The organism is Klebsiella sp. GN_Kp190, assembly GCF_040061795.1.
GTDB lineage: Bacteria > Pseudomonadota > Gammaproteobacteria > Enterobacterales > Enterobacteriaceae > Klebsiella > Klebsiella michiganensis.
The window spans coordinates 24550-40875 of the sequence record NZ_JBEAFN010000010.1; the positions used below are offsets into that span (position 1 = coordinate 24550).

Here is a 16326-nt window from a genome sequence, read left to right on the forward strand (position 1 = left end):
GCCTCTCCCGGGCGGGAGAGGCGTCACGATGCGCCGGCGGCGCGGCGGTACATACGCCGCGGATGGCCAATCTTGCCGTACAGCATTTCCACCTCCAGAAAGCCGATTTCCACGCAGTGCTCCAGATAGCGACGGGCCGTGGTTTTGCTCAAGCCAGCCTCGCTCACCACGTCATCAACGGAAAAGCAGCGCTCTTCTTCGCCGGTAAACAGGCTCTGCACCAGCGCCAGCGTTTTTTCTTCAATGCCTTTACTGCCGCTATCGGCTCGGTAGTTTTTAGCCTGCAGCTGATACAGCGAATCCACGTTCTGCTGGTCGACGATCTTCCATTCGCGCTGCTGATCGTAGAACTGCACGAACCGTTCAAGGGACTGGCTCAGGCGCTTCCATGATACCGGCTTAAGAATGTAGTCGAAGGCGCCGTTGCGGATTGCCTGGCTACAGGTTTCCATATCGCTGGCGGCGGTGATAAAGATCACCGAGCAGTTAGCATGGGCCATAATAGGGTCGTTCATCAGGGTGACCCCTTTGCCGTCCGGCAGGTAGTTATCCAGCAGCACCAGCTGCGGCGGTCTGGCGTTGAGTATCTGCCGCGCCTGGGCGAGAGAGGCCGCCGTGCCGGTCAGCCGCATGCGCGGGTGTTTCTGGATAAGCTCGGCGTGCAGCCGCGCCAGTTCGCTTTCATCTTCAACGATCAGGACATCGACCAGGTCATGATGCATAGTGCGTCTCTTCTTGCGGATGGGCTGGCCCGCTGGCGGGAATAAACAGCGTGAAAATCGCCCCGCGCGGCGCGTTGTCGGCCACTTCAATCGTGCCGCCAGCTTGGGTGACATAGCGCTCAATAAGATACAGTCCAATACCGTGATCGCCGCGGGTTTTGGTGGTGACGCCGCGCTCAAATATATGCTCGCGGATCTCCGGACGAATACCGACGCCGCGATCGGCGACTTCAATCATTAATTCCCGGGCGTTGAGCTGAATCAGGATCTCGACCGGTTCGTGCGGCAGTTCGGCGCGCTGGGTGGCTTCAATGGCGTTATCCAGCAGATTACCGATGATAGAGATAAGCTCGGACTCCATCAACGACGGCAGCGGGCGGTCGATGCGGCAGGCCGGGTCAAAGCTCAGCTCAACCCCTTTTTCCCGCGCGCGGGCGGCTTTACCCAGCAGCAGGCCGCACAGCGTCGGCGAATTAAAGTGCGATGAAATAAAGTCCAGCAGCTCCTGGGCATGCTCCGACTGCGCCTGAATATAGCGAATCGCCTCGTCATAGTGGCCCATATGCAGCAGGCCGGAGAGGGTCGTCATCCGGTTGAGCTGTTCATGGCGCATGATGCGCAGATTATCAACGTAGCGTTTTACCTGGCTGAGCTGGGCGCTCAGGGAGTTGATTTCATCGCGGTCGCGGAAGGTGATCACCCAGCCCTGTAGCGCATTCTCCAGCATGATTCGCACCCGGCTGGCGAGTACCGTCAGCTGATTAAAACGGCACAGCTCGTCGTGGGTATCGCTTTCGAACATCTCTCCGCCGGCGAAAAACGGCTGCGGCGTAATGACGCTATCGATAGACTTACCGCGCAGCTGGTGCGCGGGCTGGCTCAGTCCGAGCAGGCTGCGGGCGGCGTGGTTTATCACTTCAATACGCCGGTGATGGTCAATCACAATCACCCCTTCGTATATCGACTCCATCATCGCTTTTTGCTGACGTACCAGCAGGCCGATTTCGCGCGGCTCCAGCGAGAAAATTTGTTTTTTAATGCTGCGGGTGAAGTACCAGGAGAAGATAAACAGCGCGATAAGCAGCAGCACCGCGGCGATGAAGATATTGATGACTTTTGCCAGCGTGATGCTGTCGAGATAGCTGGTGAGGTAGCCGACGGAGACAATGCCAACGACCCGACCCGCGTCATCGAAAATGGGCGCTTTGCTGCGCAGGGAAATACCGAGTCCCCCTTTGCGGATGGTGGTCGTGCTTTTCCCCTCAAGTACCGGCTGGTTATCGCCGCCAACCAGCCGCGTGCCGACCCACTCCGGATGGACAGAGTGAAACAGATGCACGCCCCGCTTATCGCCAATGACGATAAAACTGGCGTCGCTGTGGGCGGCGATATTTTTCATAAAGGGCTTTATCGCCAGCGCGTCTTCACGCGCCACCTGCTGACGTAAATCCGGCATCAGCGCGATTTCTTCTGCCTGTATTTTCGCGCGGGCGCTCATTTCCTGATAAAGCTGATGGCTGGCGTCGAAATAGTAATACACGCCCAGCAGCGCAAACAGCACTGAGAAAAAAGCGACCAGCGAAATGAACAGCTTAAACTGAAATGAAACCTTCATAAGTATAATGCACAGTATCAGGGATGCGGCAGCGTATCATTTTTTCGCTGCCGGCATCGTGGCTGAGGGAAACCGGTGAACGTCACAAGAGCGTCCGGGAACCAGAATTATCCGCTGGCGGGGAATTTATCAAGGTTAATCAGGCGCTGGATTTAAAAACCTTAAAAACCACGGCAATAAATCAGAGCGGTTTCACAATAATAATAGAAACCATAAAAACCATAGTGACCATTAAAACTTCTTTTTTAATCTGCCGATCCTCACATTAACTCCGCGCGTGGCCCTCTAACCTGAAAAGTAATAATAACCAGAGGGCTTAATTATGAGCACCACAGACAATGCATTCTCTGCAACCATCGACCCTATTAATACGCCGAAACCCGCGCTTAAGCAGCGCTGGTGGCATATCCTCGATAACTGGAAAGTCGGTATTATCCCGCTGCCGCTCTTTTTGCTGGCCGGCGGCCTGATCGCGCTGGACTGCCTGGGCGGCAAGCTGCCGAGCGATATCGTCGTGATGGTAGCGACGCTGGCCTTTTTCGGCTTTGCCTGCGGCGAATTCGGTAAACGGCTGCCGGTACTCGGCAAGCTCGGCGCGGCGGCCATCTGCGCGACCTTTATCCCTTCTGCGCTGGTGCATTACGGCCTGCTGCCGGAGGTGGTGGTGGAATCGACCACTAAATTCTATAAGTCGACCAACATTCTTTATCTTTATATCTGCTGCATTATCGTCGGCAGCATTATGAGCATGAACCGCACCACGCTGATTCAGGGCTTTCTGCGGATTTTCTTCCCGATGCTGTGCGGCGAAATCGTCGGCATGTTGGTCGGCGTCGGCGTCGGTACCGCGCTGGGGCTGGAGCCGTTTCAGGTGTTTTTCTTTATCGTCCTGCCGATCATGGCCGGTGGCGTAGGCGAGGGGGCGATCCCGCTGTCGATTGGCTACGCCGCGCTGATGCATATGGATCAGGGCGTGGCGCTTGGGCGCGTGCTGCCGATGGTGATGCTGGGCAGCCTGACGGCGATCGTTATCTCCGGCTGTTTGAACCAGCTGGGCAAGCGTTTCCCGCATTTGACCGGGGAGGGGCAGCTGATGCCGAACCGCCGCAACGAGACGCATCGCGAAACGCCCACCGAGGGCAAAATGGACGTGACAACGCTGGCCTCCGGCGCGCTGCTGGCGGTGCTGCTCTATATGCTGGGTATGCTGGGGCAGAAGACCATCGGCCTGCCCGCGCCGGTGGGCATGCTGTTCCTCGCGGTGCTGCTGAAGCTGGTGAACGGCGTCTCTCCGCGCCTGCAGGAGGGGTCGCAGATGGTGTATAAGTTCTTCCGTACGGCGGTCACCTATCCGATTCTGTTTGCCGTCGGCGTGGCGATCACCCCGTGGCAGGAGCTGGTCAACGCCTTTACCGTGACCAATTTGCTGGTGATTATCAGCACCGTAACGGCGCTGGTGGCGACCGGTTTCCTGGTCGGCAAAAAGATTGGCATGTACCCGATTGACGTGGCGATTGTCTCCTGCTGCCAGAGCGGTCAGGGCGGTACCGGCGACGTGGCGATTCTGACCTCCGGCAACCGCATGAACCTGATGCCGTTCGCGCAGATCGCAACCCGGATCGGCGGCGCGATTAATGTTTCGCTGGGTCTGCTGTTCCTCAGTCACTTTCTGGCCTGATTTAACTTTTTTATAACCGCTAAGTCTGCTTTTTCGTGCTAAATGGCGCAGAAAATATCTGCGCCCCGTCTCCAAAACAGGGATCGTTTAGCGATACAATCAGCGCCATTATTCGCGACTGCGACGGCAGCCTGTCCGCTGCCTTTTATTAAGTGAGGAGAGAAACAAATGTCAGTGGATACTCTCGCCCGTGAGGGCGTAAGCATGGAAGCGCTGCTGGCGGCGAAAGAGCAGCGCGCCGCGCGCCAGGCCGACTGGTTAGCCCATTATCAGCGGCCGGTGATTTCGCTGACCCTGGTGACGCCGGGCGCGGTGAAAGACAGCATTCGCTACCGTAATATGATGGGGGTGGCGCTGCAGGCCTGCGATCAGATGCTGTGGAAACACCGCTGGCAGACGCTGGATCGCCAGGTGCTGTGGCTGCCGACCGGGCCGGAAGCGCTGTGGTGCGTCGATCACGCCGCCAGTGAAATCAAAGCCTTCTGTACCGATCTTGAGCATACCCATCCGCTGGGCCGCCTGTGGGATATTGACGTCATTTGCCCGAAAAATGGCCTGGTTGGCCGTCAGTCAATGGGGGAGAACCAGCGCCGCTGCCTGCTGTGCGACGAGCCCGCGCACGCCTGCGCGCGCAGCCACCGCCATGACACCGGGCAGGTTGTGGCCCGCGTTGAGCAGATGATTGATGCGTGGTTTGCCCGCGACTGACGCCCGTTTTCCGCGGCATTGATGAGCGAGGAGTAGCCCGGGTGAGCCGCTGGCGGCACGACCCGGGACAGAGAGGTACGGTCAGAAGTCGATCGGCGCGCGAAACGTCATCGTATTACCGAAAGCGGGGTGGGTGATGGTCAGCGTTTCGGCGTGCAGCAGCAGACGAGGCGCCATGGCCAGCGCTTCCGGCGACGCATAAAAGCGGTCGCCAAGAATCGGATGGCCCAGCGCCAGCATATGCACGCGCAGCTGATGCGAACGCCCGGTAATCGGCTTCAGGCGCACGCGGGCGGTGTTGTCCGCCGCCAACTCCAGCACTTCATACTCGGTTTGCGCCGCTTTGCCGGTTTCGTAACACACCTTCTGCTTTGGCCGGTTCGGCCAGTCGCAAATCAGCGGTAAATCCACCAGACCCTCGGTTTTCTCCGGATGCCCCCAGACGCGGGCGACGTACTGCTTTTTCGGCTCCCGTTCGCGGAACTGCCGCTTCAGCTCGCGCTCTGCCGCTTTGGTCAGGGCCACCACAATCACGCCGCTGGTCGCCATATCCAGCCGGTGCACCGACTCGGCCTGCGGGAAGTCGCGCTGAACGCGCGCCATCACGCTGTCTTTGTGCTCGGCAAGCCGGCCCGGCACGGACAACAGGCCGCTTGGCTTGTTGACCACCATAATGTGCTCATCCTGGTAGAGGATAACCAGCCAGGGATCCTGCGGCGGATTGTAGTTTTCCATCGCCATATTCGCGTTCCGTTACTGGTGGGTGACCACGATTAAGCGCAGCGCATCCAGGCGCCAGCCCGCCTGCGCCAGCGCGTCCATAACCTGCTGACGGTTGCTCTCGATAGCCGCCAGTTCATCATCGCGGATGTTCGGGTTCACGGCGCGCAGCGCTTCAAGACGTGACAGCTCGGCCGTCAGCTTATCGTCGGCTTCTTTACGCGCGGCGTCGATCAGCGCCTGGGCCGCTTTGGCTACCTGGCCTTCGCCCTGCTGTAAAATCGCGTGGACGTCCTGCTGGACGGCGTTGACCAGCTTGCTGCCGGTGTGGCGGTTAACCGCGCTCAGCTGACGGTTGAAGCTTTCGAACTCCACCTGACCGGCGAGGTTGTTGCCGTTTTTGTCGAGCAGCATGCGCACCGGCGTCGGCGGCAGGAAGCGGTTGAGCTGCAGATGCTTCGGCGCCTGCGCTTCAACGACGTAAATCAGCTCCAGCAGCAGAGTACCTACCGGCAGCGCTTTATTCTTCAGCAGCGAAATGGTGCTGCTGCCGGTATCGCCGGAGAGGATCAGATCCAGACCGTTGATAATCAGCGGATGCTCCCAGGTAATGAACTGCGCGTCTTCGCGGGACAGGGCGACGTCACGCTCAAAGGTAATGGTGCAGCCATCTTCCGGCAGGCCCGGGAAATCCGGGACCAGCATATGGTCGGAGGGGGTCAGGACAATCAGATTCTCACCGCGATCGTCCTGGTTGATGCCGACGATATCAAACAGGTTCATGGAGAAGGCGATCAGGCTGGTGTCGTCATCCTGTTCTTCAATGCTTTCCGCAAGCTGCTGGGCTTTTTCTCCGCCGTTGGAGTGGATCTCCAGCAGACGGTCGCGGCCCTGTTCCAGCTGCTCTTTCAGCGCTTCATGCTGCTGGCGGCAGGCTTTGATCAGGTCGTCGAAGCCGTCGGTATTTTCCGGCGTAGCAAGATAGTTGATCAGTTCGTTATGCACGCTGTCGTAGACGGTACGGCCGGTCGGGCAGGTGTGCTCGAACGCGTCCAGGCCTTCGTGATACCAGCGCACCAGCACCGACTGGGCGGTTCTTTCCAGATAGGGAACGTGGATCTGAATATCGTGAGCCTGGCCGATACGGTCAAGACGGCCGATACGCTGCTCCAGCAGATCCGGGTTGAACGGCAGGTCGAACATCACCAGATTGCTGGCGAACTGGAAGTTACGGCCTTCGGAGCCGATCTCAGAACACAGCAGCACCTGAGCGCCGGTATCTTCCTCGGCGAACCAGGCGGCGGCGCGGTCGCGTTCGATAATCGACATCCCTTCGTGGAACACCGCGGCGCGAATGCCTTCGCGCTCGCGCAGGACCTGCTCCAGCTGCAGCGCGGTGGCCGCTTTGGCGCAGATGACCAGCACTTTCTGCGAGCGGTGGCTGGTGAGATGGCCCATCAGCCATTCAACGCGCGGATCGAAGTTCCACCAGGTGCCGGTATCGCCTTCAAATTCCTGATAAATCTGCTCCGGATAGAGCATGTCGCGGGCGCGCTCTTCGGCGGTTTTGCGGGCGCCCATAATACCGGAAACCTTAATGGCCGTCTGGTACTGGGTCGGCAGCGGCAGACGAATCGTATGCAGCTCGCGTTTCGGGAAACCTTTGACGCCGTTACGGGTGTTGCGGAACAGCACGCGGCTGGTGCCGTGGCGGTCCATCAGCATCGACACCAGCTCCTGACGAGCGGCCTGAGCATCATCGCGATCGCTGTTGGCGGCCTGCAATAATGGTTCAATATCCTGTTCGCCGATCAGATCGCTCAGCGCGTTCAGATCGGCGTCGCTCAGCTTATTACCGGCCAGCAGCAGGGCGACCGCGTCGGCAACCGGACGGTAGTTCTGCTGCTCTTCAACAAACTGGGCGAAGTCGTGGAAACGGTTGGGGTCGAGCAGGCGCAGGCGGGCGAAGTGGCTCTCCATTCCCAGCTGCTCCGGCGTCGCGGTGAGCAGCAGAATGCCCGGCACGCATTCGGCCAGCTGTTCAATCGCCTGATATTCCCGGCTCGGGGCGTCTTCGCTCCAGACCAGGTGGTGCGCTTCATCAACGACCATCAGATCCCATTCGGCTTCGCACAGGTGTTCCAGGCGCTGCTTGCTGCGGCGCACGAAATCCAGCGAACAGATCACCAGCTGTTCGGTTTCGAACGGATTAATCGCGTCGTGCTGCGCTTCGGCATAACGCTCATCGTCAAACAGCGAGAAGCGCAGGTTAAAGCGGCGCAGCATTTCCACCAGCCACTGGTGCTGCAGGGTTTCCGGGACGACGATCAGGACGCGTTCCGCGGCGCCGGAGAGCAGCTGCTGATGCAGGATCATCCCGGCTTCAATGGTTTTACCTAAACCTACTTCGTCCGCCAGCAGGACGCGCGGCGCGTGGCGGCGGCCAACGTCGTGGGCGATATTCAGCTGATGCGGGATCAGGCTGGTGCGCTGGCCGCGCAGGCCGCTCCACGGCATGCGGTACTGTTCGCTCTGGAATTTACGCGCGCGATAGCGCAGGGCGAAACGATCCATACGGTCGATCTGTCCGGCGAACAGACGGTCCTGCGGTTTGCTGAAGACCAGCTTGCTGTCGAGGAGCACTTCACGCAGGGTAACGTTGGCTTCCTGGGTATCGAGGCGGGTGCCGGTGTAGGCCAGCAGACCGTTCTCTTCATTAACTTCGTCAACCTGGAGTTGCCAGCCTTCGTGGCTGGTGATGGTATCGCCCGGGTTAAACATCACGCGGGTGATTGGGGAGTCGTTGCGTGCGTACAGACGGTTTTCGCCGATGGCGGGGAAAAGCAGGGTCACCATGCGCGCGTCCAGCGCAACGACCGTCCCTAATCCCAGTTCGCTCTCTGTGTCGCTAATCCAGCGTTGACCAAGTGTAAAAGGCATATATGTTCGGCTCTTTAGTTCTTTGATTGCAGGCAATAGTTGAGCATCTCCATGGAGAATCGGAGATACGTCAAAATTGGGTCCAGGAATGGAAAGGGCGCTATATTACTGGATGGCGGAACGTTCGTCACGTCCTCCTCACCCTTCATTTTGCGGCTTTTGCGCCAGCGGAATGAGTGAGAAAAAATCAAAATAGCCCCAGCTGCCCCGTCACTATTGTAGCAAAATCGTCGTCGACAAAGGGAAGTATTCCTTCGGCGACAGGCTCTAATTGCTTAGAAAGATAGTGTTCATAATCCAGCGGTGATTGCTGATAATCCACCGGCTCCGGCCCGCCGGTGGTCCAGACGTATTTAATGCTGCCGCGCTGCTGATACTGCTGCGGCCTGCCCAGCCTGACGTTTTGCTCATCAGCGAGCCTGGCCGCGCGCACGTGCGGCGGCACGTTGCGCTGATACTCCGCCAGCGGACGGCGCAGGCGCTTGCGGTAGACCAGCCGATCGTCAAGCTCGCCGTTCATCAGCTTATCAATGGTTTCGCGCACGTAATCGCGATAGGGCTGATGGCGGAAAATGCGCAGATAAAGCTCCTGCTGAAACTGCTGGGCCAGCGGTGTCCAGTCGGTGCGTACCGTCTCCAGCCCTTTAAACACCATGCGCTGCTCGCTGCCTTCCTGAATCATCCCGGCGTAGCGCTTTTTACTGCCGGTATCCGCGCCGCGAATGGTGGGCATGAGAAAGCGGCAGAAGTGGGTTTCGAACTCCAGCTCGAGGGTGCTGACAAGCCCCTCTTTGCTCAGCTCCGCCGCCCACCATTCGTTGACAAAGGCCACCAGCGAGCGGCCGATGCTGCTGGCTTCCTCTTCGCTGTGGGACCGTTTGAGCCACACGAAGGTGGAGTCGGTATCGCCGTAGATAACGTCATAGCCCTGGGATTCAATCAGCGCTTTGGTCTGGCGCATAATCGCGTGGCCGCGCATGGTGATGGATGAGGCCAGACGCGGATCGAAAAAGCGGCAGGCGCTGGTACCGAGCACGCCGTAGAAGGCGTTCATAATGATTTTCAGCGCCTGCGACAGCGGTTTGTTTTTATGCTGCTTGGCCTCGTCGCGCCCGTGCCAGATTTGCCCGACGATCCCCGGCAGGCAGTGTTTTTCTCGCGAGAAGCGCGCGCCGAGAAAGCCTTCGGTGCTGTGAGCGTCATCGGGCTGCGCCAGACCTTCCACCAGCCCTACCGGGTCGATCAGAAAGGTGCGGATAATCGACGGGTACAGGCTTTTGTAGTCCAGCACCAGCACCGAGTCGTAGAGGCCGGGGCGGGAGTCCATCACGTAGCCGCCGGGGCTGGCCTGCGGCGGCACTTCACCGAGGTTCGGCGCGACGTAGCCGAGCCGGTGCATGCGCGGGAAATAGAGATGGCTGAAGGCGGCGACCGAACCGCCGTGGCGATCCGCAGGCAGGCCGTTGACCGTCGCGCGCTCCAGCAAAAACGGCATGATCTCGGTTTTGTGGAAGATGCGCGTGACCAGCTCGCAGTCCTGCAGGTTATAGGTGGCCAGCGCCGGTTTATCCTGGTGAAAGCGGCGATCGATTTCATCCATCCGATCCCAGGGATTATCAATGGCTTTGCCCTCGCCGAGCAGCTCGCGGGCGACCGACTCCAGCGCAAAAGAGGAGAAGTTCCAGAACGCGGATTTCAGCGCCTCGATGCCATCGATAATCAGGCGGCCGTTGGCCTGAGCAAAGAAGACGCCATTCTTAAAACCGTGTTCGCGCCACTCCAGTTCGCTGTTGCCGCGGCCGAGCAGCAGCGGGATGCGATAGCGCTCGGCGTGCTTTTGCAGGACGCGTAAATCAAACTGCACCACGTTCCAGCCGATCAGCACGTCCGGGTCGTGGGCGGCAAACCAGGCGTTAAGCTTTTCCAGCAGCAGCGGGCGGCTGGCGACGTACTCCAGTTCGAAATCGACGGCAGGCGGGGTGGCCGGTTCCGGCCCTAACATATAGACGACCCGCTGGCCGCAGCCTTCAAGGCCGATGCAGTAGAGCTCGCCGTGGCGGCTGGTTTCGATGTCCAGCGACACCCACTTCAGGGGCGGCCGGTAGTGGGGATTGGGCTTCATCCGCGCGTTGACCAGCCGCTGGCCGCGCGCCTCGCCTTCAACCCACACCGGGGCGGTGATAAAGCGCTCCATCAGATAGCGCTCCGGCGGGCGAACGTCGCCTTCATATACCGTGACGCCGTTTTCGCGCAGCTTTTTTTCCAGCCTCATCAGCTGGCGGTGAGCGCGGCAGTAGAGGCCAAAGACCCGCTGGCGATGAAAATCTTGCAGAGTGAGCGCAGCAAGGCGATGGCCGTTTTCGCCCTGCAGCAGGCGTTCAGCCTGCGGGCGCTGCGATTCGGGAATGAACGCGACGGATTCCTGCGGCGGCAGGGTGACCTCAAGCGGGCCGTCATCGGTCGCCAGCCAGAATGTCAGTTCGGTGCCCTGCGGGGTATCCCGCCAGTGACGGGTGAGTAAAAAACCTGCTCGTGGCTGCGTCACGCCGTGCTCTCATCAGTAAAAACCAGGCCTGATTATAGCCTGGTTCACCGAATGATGCTGGGGTTTTATACAGGTGTGGCGCGCTGTTTCCCGGACTTAGCCGGGCTACCAGCCTGTAGCCCGGCTAAGCGCAGCGCGAGCCGGGAATGCTGCGGCGTTACTGCCCGTAATAGGCTTTCGCGCCGTGCTTGCGCAGATAGTGTTTATCCAGCAGCGTTTGCTGCATCTCCGGCAGCTGCGGCGCCAGCTGGCGGCAGAAGATACCCATATAGGCGATCTCTTCCAGCACGATAGCGTTATGCACCGCGTCTTCGGCGTTTTTCCCCCAGGCAAACGGGCCGTGCGAGTGCACCAGCACGCCGGGCATTTGCGCCGGATCGATGCCTTTCTCACGGAAGGTTTCAACGATCACTTCGCCGGTTTGCCATTCGTACTCGCCGTTGATCTCATCGTCGGTCATCAAACGGGTACAGGGGACCGCGCCGTAGAAATAGTCGGCGTGGGTGGTGCCGGTAGCGGGAATCGACTGTCCGGCCTGCGCCCAGATGGTGGCGTGACGCGAATGGGTATGAACAATGCCGCCCAGCGTCGGGAATGCCTGATACAGCAGACGGTGGGTTGGCGTATCCGACGAGGGCTTCTTCTTGCCTTCCACCACGTCGCCGGTCTCCAGGCTGACCACCACCATATCCTCGGCGGTCATGACGCTGTAGTCGACGCCGGAGGGTTTAATCACCAGCACGCCCCGTTCACGGTCGACGGCGCTGACGTTGCCCCAGGTGAGGGTAACCAGATTGTGCTTTGGCAGGGCCAGGTTGGCTTCGAGAACCTGGCGTTTAAGATCTTCTAACATACTGTGCTCCGAATTGCTGGCGAGTCAGTTCCCCTCACCCGCACCCTCAGGGAGAGGGTGAGGGGACGGCCCCTTAGCGTTTTGAACCGTAATACACTTCGTTCCAGCGCAGCGCGTCCTTGAAGGAGGGCAGACGGGTTTCGTTATCAATCACGGTCAGCTCGATATCCTGCAGCTCAGCAAACTGGCGCATATCGTCGAGGGTGAGCGCATGGCTGAAGACGGTGTGGTGCGCGCCGCCAGCGATGATCCAGGCTTCGGACGCGGTGCGCAGATCCGGATGCGCTTTCCACAAGGCGTTGGCCACCGGCAGCTTCGGCAGTTCGTGCGGCGTTTTCACCGTTTCAATGGTGTTCACCAGCAGACGATAGCGATCGCCGAGATCGATAAGGCTGGCGACGATCGCCGGGCCGGTCTGGGTGTTAAAGATGATGCGCGCCGGATCGGCTTTCCCGCCGATGCCCAGCGGCTGCACGTCGAGAATCGGTTTTTCAGGGGTGGCGATGGTCGGGCAGACTTCCAGCATATGCGAGCCCAGCGCCAGATCGTTGCCTTTCTCGAAGTGGTAGGTGTAATCCTCCATAAAGGAGGTGCCGCCCTGCAGACCAGTTGCCATCACCTTCATGATGCGAAGCAGAGCGGCGGTTTTCCAGTCGCCTTCGCCCGCAAAGCCGTAGCCCTGCTGCATCAGACGCTGCACGGCGAGACCCGGAAGCTGTTTCAGGCCGTGTAAATCTTCAAAGGTGGTGGTGAACGCGTGGAAGCCGCCCTGTTCCAGGAAGCGCTTCATCCCCAGCTCAATGCGCGCGGCATCGAGAAGGTTCTGCCGCTTATCGCCGTGGATTTGCACCGCGGGGGTCAGGCGATAGCTGCTTTCGTACTCATCCACCAGGGCGCTGATTTCACCGTCGGTGACCGCATTGACGACCTGCACCAGATCGCCCACCGCCCAGGTGTTAACCGAGAAGCCAAACTTAATCTGCGCGGCGACTTTATCCCCGTCGGTGACCGCCACTTCGCGCATGTTATCGCCGAAACGGCACACTTTCAGGTGGCGGGTATCCTGTTTAGAGACCGCCTGGCGCATCCACGCGCCGATGCGCTGATGGGCTTCTTTATCCTGCCAGTGGCCGGTCACCACGCTGTGCTGCTGACGCATGCGGGCGCCGATGAAGCCAAATTCGCGGCCGCCGTGGGCGGTCTGGTTCAGGTTCATAAAGTCCATATCGATGCTGTCCCACGGCAGGGCCGCGTTGAACTGGGTATGGAACTGCATCAGCGGTTTATTCAGGATCGTGAGGCCATTGATCCACATTTTCGCCGGCGAGAAGGTATGCAGCCACACCACCATCCCGGCGCACTTATCATCGTAGTTTGCGTCGCGGCAGATATGGGTGATCTCATCCGGCGTGGTACCCAGCGGCTTAAGCACCAGTTTGCACGGCAGTTTGGCTTCCGCATTCAGGCTGTTCACCACATGTTCTGCGTGCTTTGTCACCTGACGTAGCGCTTCAGGGCCGTACAGATGCTGGCTACCGATAACGAACCACACTTCATAGTTATTAAAAATCGTCATTTTCATGTCCTTAATGGGTGAGGGCTGCCTGAGATTGCGGCGCGGATTCCGCTTTTGCAGTCGAAGGGAGATAACGTTGTTCCGCGCTGAGCGACCACTGCTGGTAGCGCTGATAGAGTTGTTCGAAGCGTTGCGCCTGCGCCGGACGAGGCTGCAGGGTACTTTCCACCTGGCTGGCCATGTTTTCCTGTGCGGCAGGGATATCGCGGTATACGCCGGCGGCAACGGCGGCGAAGATAGCCGCGCCCAGGGCGCAGCACTGATCGGACGCGACGATTTGCAGCGGACGATTCAGCACATCGCAGCAGGCCTGCATGATCACCGGGTTTTTGCGCGCGATGCCGCCGAGCGCCATCACGTTATTGACCGGGATCCCCTGTTCGGTGAAGCACTCCATAATGGCGCGGGCGCCAAAAGCGGTGGCGGCAATCAGTCCGCCGAACAGCGCCGGGGCGTCGGTGGCGAGGTTCAGATCGGTAATGACCCCTTTCAGACGCTGGTTGGCATTCGGCGTACGGCGGCCGTTAAACCAGTCCAGCACCACCGGCAGGTGGTCAAGAGACGGATTTTTTGCCCATGCGTCGGTCAGCGCGGGCAGCAGCTGTTTCTGGCTGGCTTTGATCTGCTCTTTGAGTTCCGGGTGGGCCTGCGCCAGCTGCTCCAGCGGCCAGCCGAGAATGCGGCCAAACCAGGCGTAGATGTCGCCAAAAGCGGATTGCCCCGCTTCCATACCGATAAAGTCAGGCACGACGCTGCCGTCGACCTGGCCGCAAATCCCTTTCACCGTGCGCTCGCCAACGCTCTGTTTATCGGCGATCAGAATGTCGCAGGTGGAGGTGCCGATAACTTTGACCAGCGCGTTTGGCTGCGCACCGGCGCCGACGGCGCCCATATGGCAGTCGAATGCGCCGCCGGAGATGGCGACGGTTTGCGGCAGGCCCAGGCGCGCGGCCCATTCGGCGGTGAGCGTGCCGACCGGGATATCCGCAGTCCAGGTATCGCTGAACATCGGGTAGGCCAGGCTCTGGTTGATTATCGGGTCGAGTTCATCGAAGAAACCGGCAGGCGGCAGTCCGCCCCAGCTTTCATGCCAAAGGGATTTGTGCCCGGCGCTGCAGCGGCCGCGACGAATATCCTGCGGGCGGGTGGTCCCGGAAAGCAGGGCTGGCACCCAGTCGCACAGCTCAATCCACGACGCGGCGGCCTCGGCGACGGCGCTGTCCTGGCGGGTCACGTGGAGGATCTTGGCCCAGAACCATTCGCTGGAGTAGATACCGCCGATATAGCGGGAGTAATCCTCTTTGCCCGGCTGGTGGCACAGGCGGGTAATCTCCTCCGCCTCCTCCACCGCGGTATGGTCCTTCCACAGCACGAACATGGCGTTGGGGTTGCTGGCGAATTCGTCGCGCAGCGCCAGGACGTTGCCGTCGGCGTCGATGGGCGCGGGGGTGGAGCCGGTGCTGTCAACGCCGATACCCACCACGGCAGCGCGCTGTTCGGCGCTAAGGGATGCGAGGACGCTTTTCAGCGCGGCTTCCATTGATTCGATATAGTCGCGTGGATGATGGCGGAACTGGTTGTTCGGACCATCGCAAAATAGCCCCTCCTGCCAGCGTGGATACCACTCGACGCTTGCGGCGAGCTCTTCGCCGGTCGCGCACTCTACCGCCAGGGCGCGTACTGAATCACTGCCAAAATCGAGGCCAATCGCAATTGCCATACTGTTACTCCATGCTAAAAATCATTCATGGTGAAACAGTAGATATCTGGGCTGAAAACCGTCAGGCCGTATTCGCTAATCTTATGGACTATATTGCTGTGACGTCGCAAAGTGTGACGCCGTGCAAATATTCAATGTGGACTTTCCTGCCGTCTTTATAGACACTTCAGTTATGCGCTGAAAGCGCCTGAACTGTGCGCCGTGCTCAGTTTTTATCGAGAAGAGGCGGGTTTTAATTCATTTTCTAACCCGCGTCGCAGCATGAGCGACCAGCCAGAGGATAAAATACAAGGTATGGACAATTGGTGTCCTTAATGTCTCCTGGAGAGCAGAGTTTATGGCCGAAACGCAAAACGATCCTTTGTTGCCGGGTTACTCTTTTAACGCCCATCTGGTGACGGGCCTGACGCCAATTGAAGCCGATGGCTATCTTGATTTCTTTATTGACCGTCCGCTGGGCATGAAGGGCTATATCCTTAATCTGACGATTCGCGGCGAAGGGGTGATCAATAACCACGGAGAGCAGTTTATCTGCCGGCCTGGCGATATGCTGCTGTTCCCGCCGGGAGAAATTCACCATTATGGCCGCCATCCCGATGCCCGCGAGTGGTATCACCAGTGGGTCTATTTCCGGCCGCGCGCCTACTGGCATGAATGGCTTAACTGGCCAACGATTTTTGCCCAGACCGGCTTTTTCCGCCCGGATGAGCAGTGGCAGGCGCGCTTTGGCGAACTGTTCGGGCAGATTGTGGAAGCCGGGCAGGGCGCCGGGCGTTACTCCGAGCTGCTGGCGATCAATCTTATGGAGCAGCTGCTGCTCAGGCGCATGGAAGCTATCAACGAATCGCTGCATCCGCCGCTGGATAACCGGGTGCGCGATGCCTGCCAGTACATCAGCGATCATCTGGCGGACAGCCATTTCGATATTGCCAGCGTCGCCCAGCACGTGTGCCTGTCGCCGTCGCGCCTGTCGCATCTGTTCCGCCAGCAGCTGGGGATCAGCGTACTGGGGTGGCGGGAGGATCAGCGCATTAGCCAGGCTAAGCTGCTGCTGAGCACGACGCGGATGCCGATCGCGACCGTTGGCCGTAACGTCGGTTTTGAGGACCAGCTCTACTTTTCGCGCGTGTTTAAGAAATGCACCGGCGCCAGCCCGAGCGAGTTTCGCGCAGGGTGTGAATAAAAAGTAAAGAAAGTGAAATGATGGCCCGGATTTTTAACACAGCCAGTAAACTATACAAACAAATGA

At 59.4% G+C, this 16326-nt stretch carries 11 protein-coding genes; 3 read left to right on the top strand and 8 right to left on the bottom strand.

Going from position 1 to position 16326, the window contains the following annotated elements; genetic code table 11:
* Positions 1–23: 23 nt before the first annotated feature.
* Positions 24–722 (bottom strand): response regulator, encoded by a 699-nt coding sequence (locus ABLU67_RS07385; RefSeq protein ID WP_025106473.1) that lies wholly within the window; start codon positions 720–722, stop codon positions 24–26.
* Positions 712–2337 (bottom strand): sensor histidine kinase, encoded by a 1626-nt coding sequence (locus ABLU67_RS07390; RefSeq protein ID WP_049084488.1) that lies wholly within the window; start codon positions 2335–2337, stop codon positions 712–714. Before ABLU67_RS07390 ends, ABLU67_RS07385 begins: the two co-directional genes overlap by 11 nt.
* Before the next feature lie 322 nt (positions 2338–2659).
* On the opposite strand from ABLU67_RS07390, the gene ABLU67_RS07395 reads away from it, so the two are divergent.
* Positions 2660–4015 carry a 2-hydroxycarboxylate transporter family protein gene (locus ABLU67_RS07395; RefSeq protein ID WP_047724510.1) on the top strand — a complete coding sequence of 452 codons (1356 nt, stop codon included), beginning with the start codon at positions 2660–2662 and terminating at the stop codon, positions 4013–4015.
* A gap of 168 nt (positions 4016–4183) precedes the next feature.
* Complete coding sequence (gene citX, locus ABLU67_RS07400; protein WP_134899082.1) at positions 4184–4723, top strand: citrate lyase holo-[acyl-carrier protein] synthase; 540 nt, start codon at positions 4184–4186, stop codon at positions 4721–4723.
* Positions 4724–4804: 81 nt separating this feature from the next.
* Here the strand turns inward: citX and rluA are convergent, their stop codons facing one another.
* From rluA to araB, 6 genes are all read right to left on the bottom strand, one after another.
* A complete protein-coding gene (gene rluA, locus ABLU67_RS07405) occupies positions 4805–5464 on the bottom strand; it encodes a bifunctional tRNA pseudouridine(32) synthase/23S rRNA pseudouridine(746) synthase RluA (RefSeq protein ID WP_004098537.1) in 660 nt (219 codons plus the stop codon).
* Between the two features lie 12 nt (positions 5465–5476).
* Positions 5477–8383, bottom strand: a complete 2907-nt coding sequence (rapA, locus tag ABLU67_RS07410) for an RNA polymerase-associated protein RapA (RefSeq protein WP_348852232.1) — start codon at positions 8381–8383, stop codon at positions 5477–5479.
* Between the two features lie 187 nt (positions 8384–8570).
* Positions 8571–10928: a DNA polymerase II gene (gene polB / locus ABLU67_RS07415; RefSeq protein WP_032747938.1), complete on the bottom strand. Its 2358-nt coding sequence runs from the start codon at positions 10926–10928 to the stop codon at positions 8571–8573.
* 157 nt (positions 10929–11085) lie between these two features.
* Positions 11086–11781, bottom strand: coding sequence for an L-ribulose-5-phosphate 4-epimerase (gene araD / locus ABLU67_RS07420; protein ID WP_014227900.1), 696 nt, complete (start codon positions 11779–11781; stop codon positions 11086–11088).
* Positions 11782–11854: 73 nt separating this feature from the next.
* The gene (gene araA / locus ABLU67_RS07425) at positions 11855–13357 is read right to left on the bottom strand and encodes an L-arabinose isomerase (protein ID WP_004098541.1); all 1503 of its coding nucleotides are present in this window, start codon (positions 13355–13357) and stop codon (positions 11855–11857) included.
* A gap of 10 nt (positions 13358–13367) precedes the next feature.
* Entirely contained in the window at positions 13368–15077 is a 1710-nt protein-coding gene (araB, locus tag ABLU67_RS07430) for a ribulokinase (RefSeq protein ID WP_148849400.1), read from the bottom strand.
* Positions 15078–15414: 337 nt separating this feature from the next.
* On the opposite strand from araB, the gene araC reads away from it, so the two are divergent.
* Positions 15415–16260 (top strand): arabinose operon transcriptional regulator AraC, encoded by an 846-nt coding sequence (gene araC, locus ABLU67_RS07435; RefSeq protein ID WP_004098545.1) that lies wholly within the window; start codon positions 15415–15417, stop codon positions 16258–16260.
* Positions 16261–16326 lie beyond the last annotated feature (66 nt).

Bases quoted from the DNA above. Each gene is read 5' to 3' on its own strand.
- araD (WP_014227900.1), bottom strand. From the start codon at position 11,781: ATGTTAGAAGATCTTAAACGCCAGGTTCTCGAAGCCAACCTGGCCCTG.
- ABLU67_RS07395 (WP_047724510.1), top strand. From the start codon at position 2,660: ATGAGCACCACAGACAATGCATTCTCTGCAACCATCGACCCTATTAAT.
- araC (WP_004098545.1), top strand. From the start codon at position 15,415: ATGGCCGAAACGCAAAACGATCCTTTGTTGCCGGGTTACTCTTTTAAC.
- ABLU67_RS07385 (WP_025106473.1), bottom strand. From the start codon at position 722: ATGCATCATGACCTGGTCGATGTCCTGATCGTTGAAGATGAAAGCGAA.
- ABLU67_RS07390 (WP_049084488.1), bottom strand. From the start codon at position 2,337: ATGAAGGTTTCATTTCAGTTTAAGCTGTTCATTTCGCTGGTCGCTTTT.
- araB (WP_148849400.1), bottom strand. From the start codon at position 15,077: ATGGCAATTGCGATTGGCCTCGATTTTGGCAGTGATTCAGTACGCGCC.
- araA (WP_004098541.1), bottom strand. From the start codon at position 13,357: ATGACGATTTTTAATAACTATGAAGTGTGGTTCGTTATCGGTAGCCAG.
- rluA (WP_004098537.1), bottom strand. From the start codon at position 5,464: ATGGCGATGGAAAACTACAATCCGCCGCAGGATCCCTGGCTGGTTATC.
- rapA (WP_348852232.1), bottom strand. From the start codon at position 8,383: ATGCCTTTTACACTTGGTCAACGCTGGATTAGCGACACAGAGAGCGAA.
- citX (WP_134899082.1), top strand. From the start codon at position 4,184: ATGTCAGTGGATACTCTCGCCCGTGAGGGCGTAAGCATGGAAGCGCTG.